This is a genomic window from Collinsella sp. CLA-JM-H32B (assembly GCF_040098065.1).
In the GTDB taxonomy this organism is placed as follows: Bacteria; Actinomycetota; Coriobacteriia; order Coriobacteriales; family Coriobacteriaceae; genus Collinsella.
This window is the reverse complement of record NZ_JBBNNA010000002.1, coordinates 224,294-231,601: the sequence shown is the minus strand read 5'-3', so window position 1 is coordinate 231,601 and position 7,308 is coordinate 224,294. Positions and strand designations below refer to the sequence as shown.

7 protein-coding genes are annotated in these 7,308 nt (G+C 59.1%); 5 read left to right on the top strand and 2 right to left on the bottom strand.

Annotated features, from left to right (window positions below; genetic code table 11):
- Positions 1 to 453: 453 nt before the first annotated feature.
- A complete protein-coding gene (locus AAA138_RS03070) occupies positions 454 to 1,194 on the bottom strand; it encodes an ABC transporter ATP-binding protein (protein ID WP_349089505.1) in 741 nt (246 codons plus the stop codon).
- A gap of 5 nt (positions 1,195 to 1,199) precedes the next feature.
- Entirely contained in the window at positions 1,200 to 3,422 is a 2,223-nt protein-coding gene (locus AAA138_RS03065; protein ID WP_349089503.1) for a hypothetical protein, read from the bottom strand.
- Between the two features lie 135 nt (positions 3,423 to 3,557).
- On the opposite strand from AAA138_RS03065, the gene AAA138_RS03060 reads away from it, so the two are divergent.
- The 5 genes from AAA138_RS03060 to AAA138_RS03040 all read left to right on the top strand — a co-directional run bounded on the left by AAA138_RS03060 (position 3,558) and on the right by AAA138_RS03040 (position 7,237).
- Complete coding sequence (locus tag AAA138_RS03060; RefSeq protein ID WP_349089502.1) at positions 3,558 to 4,070, top strand: hypothetical protein; 513 nt, start codon at positions 3,558 to 3,560, stop codon at positions 4,068 to 4,070.
- A gap of 9 nt (positions 4,071 to 4,079) precedes the next feature.
- Positions 4,080 to 4,331 carry a helix-turn-helix transcriptional regulator gene (locus AAA138_RS03055; RefSeq protein WP_006235292.1) on the top strand — a complete coding sequence of 84 codons (252 nt, stop codon included), beginning with the start codon at positions 4,080 to 4,082 and terminating at the stop codon, positions 4,329 to 4,331.
- Positions 4,332 to 4,349: 18 nt separating this feature from the next.
- Positions 4,350 to 5,057 carry a site-specific integrase gene (locus tag AAA138_RS03050; protein WP_349089510.1) on the top strand — a complete coding sequence of 236 codons (708 nt, stop codon included), beginning with the start codon at positions 4,350 to 4,352 and terminating at the stop codon, positions 5,055 to 5,057.
- 396 nt (positions 5,058 to 5,453) lie between these two features.
- On the top strand, positions 5,454 to 5,741 hold the full coding sequence (locus AAA138_RS03045; protein ID WP_006235289.1) for an ACT domain-containing protein: 288 nt from the start codon (positions 5,454 to 5,456) through the stop codon (positions 5,739 to 5,741).
- Between the two features lie 77 nt (positions 5,742 to 5,818).
- Complete coding sequence (locus AAA138_RS03040) at positions 5,819 to 7,237, top strand: citrate synthase (RefSeq protein WP_349089501.1); 1,419 nt, start codon at positions 5,819 to 5,821, stop codon at positions 7,235 to 7,237.
- Positions 7,238 to 7,308 lie beyond the last annotated feature (71 nt).

Below are 7,308 nucleotides of genomic sequence, written 5' to 3'. Positions count from 1 at the left end.
GTAGTAGCTCTCGGCAGAATCGAGAAAGGCGGCGTCGGTTTGAGCGGCAAGGGCGGCGTTCGCGTATCTTGCAAGCTCCGCGTCGACTTGCTGCTCTGGCGATAGGTCTGTGCCGTTGGCTTGGGGTGCGCGCGTATTGAATGCGTCGACAAAGCCCTGCATGCCCTGCTTCATAAAGAAGGGCCCGTAGATGGGTGAATTGAACGCAATGGGGATGGAGAAGGCTGCGGCAAGAACGAGCGTAGAGATCCATACGGCCCTGTCTCTTAGGATTAGTTTGAGAAGAAGTCGACAGTACATTTGGAAGCACCTACATTTCTCAAAGCATCGTTAGATTAATAATGACAGACCGAATGAAGATGCGTGCGACGGGGGCGAGGCGAATGGCTGAGCGGTATCGATATGCGGGTTCAACGGTATCACATTGGCCACATAGATTTTTAACTTGCATTTCTACCCGCCCTTTTCGTAGAGTCGCCGATACGTGCTTAGCGCACCCTCGGCGCGTCCAGCAGGCTTTGCGAAATGGGATCCAGGAGACTTCGGCGCAGCATCATCTTGCGGAATGCTTCTAATGAGCCTCCCATCCTTCAAAAACAGAATCTCATCGCACAGCCTATCGACCGAATCCAAGATGTGGGATGACATGATGATGCACGTACCAGAATCGGCCAGCTTCCTGAGAATCTCGGAATGCAAGTCCACCCTGCTGGGGTCGAGCGCGTTCATGGGCTCATCTAATAGAAGGTACCGCGCGCCCGTCGCATACGCAATCGCCAGGGTAAGCTGCTGCTTCATGCCCTGGCTCAGAGTGCGGATCCTCATCTTCGCGAACTCGCCTATCTGCGTTTGTTCCACTATCTCTTCAATATCGCGAGCATGCGGCCACATATCGCAAACCATCTTGAGGTGATCTTCCGCACGCAATCCGGGATACAGCAGCGTCCCCTCACCAGGTGCATAGAAGATCATAGAACGGACCTCTCTCGCACCCGTACCCTGCACCTCATCCAGAACGATGTTCCCGTCCACGCGAGGACCCGGCAAACCTGCCATCGCACGCAGCAACGTCGTCTTTCCATGCCCGTTCGGAGCGACGAGACCGTAGACCGTACCCGGGGCAAACTCAGCGTTCACCGAATCTACGAGCACCTTCTTTCCATAAGAGATCGTCAGCGTTTGAAGGTCAATCATCGAGATCATCCCCTTTCGATCTTTGGAACACTCAGGCGCACCATCAACGGAGATACGGCGCCCAAGACCACCAGCAGAGCGCCCGATGCGCCGACGACCTCTCCAAAAGGCATCGCGTTCGTCCCTCGCCCAAGGAACCCAATCGTCCCCACCTGGGAAGCGGGATCAAACGAGGCGAATGGAGCCAGCAGCGCGACGCCCATGCCCACGCTTTCAACATGAGCGCTCAACGAACCCAACACCAAGAGAACCGCGCAAACCATTCCGGTGACAACGGGGTTGCGGCTAATCGCTGCTGTCAACGCAGCGACGACGGAAATCACGCCGTATGCCATGACCAGCAACGGAATACTGCACAACACCGCCTCCCCCACCATGGACGTTGTCGAAGCTCCCGCCCGAATGAGAGCGACGGGATACTCCGATCCACCCGCACCGTTCTTAATCACGGACACAACGACAGCGGGAACCATCGACACCAAAAGCAGCACCAAGCCAAGCAGGAGAGCCAGCGCAACAGCCGCCAGAAAACGCACATGCGCTGTTGCGGGGATCTGGAGAACCAGAAGGGAACGACACTGCAGGTGGGTGCACGCGAGCGATGTGACAACCACGGGCAACAGCAAAAATAAGGAGGGAAGCGCTGCCTGGAGATACGAAAGGAGGATTAATGGGGGCATCTTCGTACTTAACTCGTAAACCTTGGGGTCCGGCAAGCTCGCGATCGACTCAAGCAGAAGGGCGCGCGCCTCCGCACGAGAAGGAGTCTCCGGCTCGATTCCGATCGATTGCAGGAGAGTCGCATCTGCCGCGCCCAGCTCACCTCGAGCGCGCTCGTACGTCGCAAGGCTTCGAAACCCCTCCGCAGGCATAGGCGCGTACACGAAACCCGAAAGAGCATCCCGCATGTCTTCCAGGGCCGCTTTGCCCTCGACGTCCATATTCGCAGCGTTCTGCTCTAGATACCGATCTATTGAACGGAGCTCCCCATCCCTATACCGAACAGCGGAAACGTTATCAGCGTCAGGAAACATCTCGACCAGAGCCGGGGCCAGCATCGTCGTCGACATTGCAATCGCGCATACGGCGAGGGTAGGAGAACGCAGGAGCAGTTTCCCCATCGTTCTTACGTATGCAACGGCGGAGGCACAAGCGCTCGAACGAGTTGCCGTTCTCGATGCAGTGAAGGAACCTCTCTCAAGACAAATCGGGGATATCGGGCACGCGCAGCCGCTCTTTCCAGCAACGCAAAGCAGGCTAATTGCCAGCACCTCGATCCCGATTGCGCATACGAGGGCAATCGCGCCACGCTCGAAGCAAAGTCCAGGCAGATTCACTATCTGCGTTGTCGGGTACGGGCTATAGGCGCCGACGGTCAACTCAGTGTTCGCATACGTAAGGGGATTCAACAGGGCGAACTCACGTAAAGCGATGGATCTTCCGTAATACCCGGGAACCATCGTCACCCCCATCAGGGCACATACGAACACGATTCCAAGCGTAGGGTTATTGGCAATCTTCACGGCAAGGTGAACGACAAGCGAGATGAACGCTGCCACCAAGAATTGCAAGATGGCCGTCTGCGCGAACACCAGCCAAGCCGGTTTGATAACCGGAGTCGCATATTGAATGTAGCCTATCGGATAGAACGGCGAGCCCGGGCCATTCTTCACAAGCGCGGCGATTATCCCTGGAAGATTGATGGCGAGGACGGCAAGCATTGCAAAAACACTCGCCCATACGCTCGATGCAACAAGTCTACCCAGCTCGCCCATCGGTGCCTGGATGATGAGCTTTTCACGTTTGTTAAGACGCGCGGCAAGGAACGAGACGGCAACGGCCGTTGCGACCCATAGCAAGTACTCCTTCGATCCGTCATAATAGGTGTACTCTCCATCCGATATCTGCAGAAACGGAAGTAGGGGAGAGAGCGGTGCCAAGATAAGACGTCCCGCGGCAAGAGGGTACAGAAGCGCGGGCATGCTTGATGAAGAGGTATAGACACCGTCCTCCCCCGCATTCACAAGCGCATCCGCATAGGATGCTGACAATTCCTGCTCAACACGGGTTATTCCCGACTCGAGGTATTCGACCCGTCCGTCGATGCCAGCCGCGCTCCTGAAGACGGGCAGAGCACAAAGAACCATCAACGCAACAACGACAACACAGAGCGACCTGGAGGAGAGAAGCGACCTAAAGATCGCCTTCGAGATTTTGAGCATATTCATCGCCAACCTTAACCTCATCCAGTCGGAACAGAGGGGCCGAACAAAATGCTCGGCCCTTATTACTTGCCGGCAAAGTCAATTTAACATAAACTGTTAAAAAGTAACCTGAGTTTTTTAAATTCTTCGGAGGTTATTATGAGTTCCGACAATCGCACTCCCCGGCTTCATTCCTTCCGCATCGCATGTGCGATAGCCTCTGCGACCCTTTGCGCCACCGCCATCGCACAAGTGGCGTTCTCCTTAAAGCCAGCAATCGAAGTGCTCGACAACCCTGTAATTGCAGACTCCCCCGCGTATCCAGCCCTTGCGATCTCGACATTGGTCCCTGCCGTCATCGGTATCGCTACGACCATCCTCAGCGCCGTTCTCGTGTGGACGATCAAGAGCGCAGACCCCTTCAAGAAAGGGTCTGCGACATGCTTGAAGGTGCTCGGCATTCTCTTCGTTGTTCAAGCTGCCACCAGCCTCTACGCCGGCTCACTCAAAACCTCCTTTTCGATGTTTGGCGGCGAGGGGGCCGTCGGCGCCCAAGAGATCGCTTCATCATTCGATTGGACCTCTCTGGTTCTCGGCATCGTCCTGTTCATGCTTTCCCAGCTCTTCTTGTACGCCCGAGAGCTGTACCTCGACTCCGACGAGATTGCGTAAGGAAACGCCATGCCCGTAATTGTTCGCCTCGACAAGATCATGGCCGAGCGAAAGATTTCCTCGAACGAACTTGCCGAAAGGATTGGAACCACGCCCGTGAACCTGTCCCGTATTAAAAAAGGGCATATTCGCGGCATTCGCTTCAACACACTCGAGCAGCTATGCCTCGCCCTTCGTTGCCAACCCGGAGACCTTCTCGAAGTCATGAGCGAAGAGGATGCCCGAAAGGAGTTCGGACTCGATTGGTCCGCCGAGGATTAGAGGGCGGTCGTACTCGCCCTGCACACGGGGATGCGAATCGGCGAGGCCTGCGGCCTTCGGTGGTGCGATGTGGATTTCGAGACGGGCCTGATCTCGATCAGACACTCGGTGGCGTACGCGAAGGGAATGGGTTCGTTCATCAAGGACACCAAGACCCATGACGCCAGGGGTATCCCCATCGACCCGGTCGGCCTACTCCCCTTCCTGAAGGAGACCCACGAGATCGACTGCGGAAAGCTGCGCTTGCGCGGCCTTACCGGGGCGGTCGAGATCGGGGACTGCTACATCCTGTCGGAGCCGGGCGCGACCTTCGCGACGACAAGCTATATCCGCAGGGCGTTCAAGACGTTCTCGGAGACCAACGGCCTCATGGGCACCAACGACGAGCTGATCACGTTCCACGGCCTTCGCCACACGTTCGCAACGCAGTGGATCCGCCAAGGCGGCGATATCAAGGCGCTCCAATCGATCCTCGGCCACAAGGACGCCATGGCGACGCTCAACGTCTACGCCGACATCGAGCCCATCTCCAAAATCCATAACATGCTGCGCGCCACGCCGTGCCTTTGGCGCGGGCACCTCGGGCCGAGGGTCGATCCGGGTCCCATGTTCCAACAGAGGATCCAGGAGTCCATCGAGACGCTCCAGGCGTTCGGCTACGGCATCACCGAGCCGGACGACCGAAATATCGCCATACGCGACGTGAAGACGAACAGTTGGCTCTAGCTCACCGAGTACGCGGCAGTGCTGGGCCCATCCCAACTGAGGTCACGGTGGTCCGATAGGGGCGCCGCCCGCGGCATGCGCCGCGGAGCGGTATCCCCTACCGAAGGGCGGGGATGCCCTCCGCTTCCAGTTCGGAATCAGCCGTCGGAGGCGTTCGGCTGACTGCGGGAACGGCCTGTCCGCTCAATGTGTTCGGCTGAGATCGGAAATCAACCCAACACGAGCCGGACACGCGCCAGACGGCTCTTCCCCGTACGGCCTTCCCCCTTACGCTCATGTTGCAGGCATGTAACGCCGCAGCGAGCGCGCCTTTTTTGCGCCAGACAGGTACAATGATGAACACTGTACCGTAGCGGAGCGCCCCGCGCGCGCCGCAATCACGCGAAAGGGTTTCCCATGGCCGAGATCTCGTCCTCCCGTATCGTCATCACCGTCCTTGGCAAGAACCGCCCCGGCATCGTCGCCGGCGTCACCCGTGTCCTAGGCGAGGCCAACGTCGACATCCGCGACATCACGCAGTCCATTATCGAGGACATCTTCACCATGACCATGCTGGCCGATACCGCCGAGTCCAAGCTCGACTTCGCCGAGCTGCAGAAGGCGCTGGCCGAGGCCGGCGAGCTTTCGGGCGTCAACGTGTCCATCCAGCGCGAGGACGTCTTCAACTTTATGTACCGCCTGTAGCGAGCAAGCCGTTGGGGATAGCCTGACGCGCGCATGCCCATGCAAGTCACCCCGATGCGGCCCGGAGAGGAGCGCGCATGGCCTACGACGCCAAGAAAATCTATTACCGCTTCGATGACCACTTGAGCCGCCTGGTTCTGGATTACGAAGCAAGCCGCCAGATTTCGCCCGAGAGCGAAAGCCTCTACCACGGCCTGCCGACCGACCCTTATGACGAGGGCCTGTTTGTCGAGCACAATGTCAAGCGCGGCCTGCGCAATGCCGACGGCTCGGGCGTGGTCGCGGGCCTCACTCGCATCTCGGATGTGCACGGCTACAACAAGGTCGACGGAAAGGTCGTGCCCGATCAGGGCAAGCTCACGCTTCGCGGCTACAGCATCGAGGATCTGGTCAACAATGCCCAGGCCGAGAATCGCTACGGCTACGAGGAAGTCGCCTATCTGCTTATCACGGGTTCGCTGCCCAACAAGGAAGAGCTCGACGGCTTTTGCGAGCGCCTGGGCGCCTTTAGACATCTGAGCGACGAATACGTCAAAGAGTTCCCTATGGCCACGGTGTCGTCGAGCATCATGAACGTGCTCCAGCGCGCCGTGCTGCTGCTCTACGCCTTCGATGCCGAACCAGACGTGATCACGCCCGAGCACGAAATCGACGTCGCCATTTCCATGCTCGCACGTCTCCCGCGCATCGCCGCCTTCGCCCACATGGCCTCGGTCGCCAAGCTTCGCGGCTCCGAGGTTCACGTGCCGCACCCCACGCCCGGCCTCTCCACCGCCGAGACCATTCTGCAGGTCCTGCGCGGCGGCATGGCGTTCACCCGCGATGAGGCGATGCTGCTCGACGTGATGCTCATGCTGCATGCCGAGCACGGCGGCGGCAACAACTCCACCTTCGCTTGCCGCGTGCTGTCGTCTTCGGCCACCGACCCGTATTCCGCCTACGCCGCGGCCATCGGCTCGCTCAAGGGCCCGCGCCACGGCGGCGCCAACGCCAAGGTCGTGTCCATGCACGAGGACATCCGTGCGCATGTCTCCAATTGGGAGGACGAGGACGAGGTCGCAGCCTACCTGGGCAAGATCCTCGACAAGCAGGCCTTCGACGGCACGGGTCTCATCTACGGTATGGGCCACGCCGTCTACACGCTGAGCGACCCGCGCGCCGAGGTCTGCCGCCGTTACGCGCGCTCGCTTGCCGCCAAGAAGGACTTGGGCGAGGAGTTCGCGCTCATCGAGCGCATCGAGCGCCTGGCCCCGCAAGTAATGCGCGATCACGGCATGACCAAGCCCATCTGCGCCAACATCGACCTGTACACGGGCTTTATCTACAAGATGCTCGGCGTGCCCGAGACGCTCTTTACGCCGCTGTTCGCCGTCGCCCGCATGGCCGGCTGGTCGGCGCACCGCATGGAAGAGCTCTTCTGCGCGCACCGCATCATCCGTCCCGCGTATCGCCCGGTTATCGAGCCGCTGGAATACAAGCCGCTCGCCGATCGCTAGGACGCGGACCGTTATAGAACCCGAGCGTGGCCAGGGCATCACCGCCCTCGGCCACGCTTTTTATGCCAGTA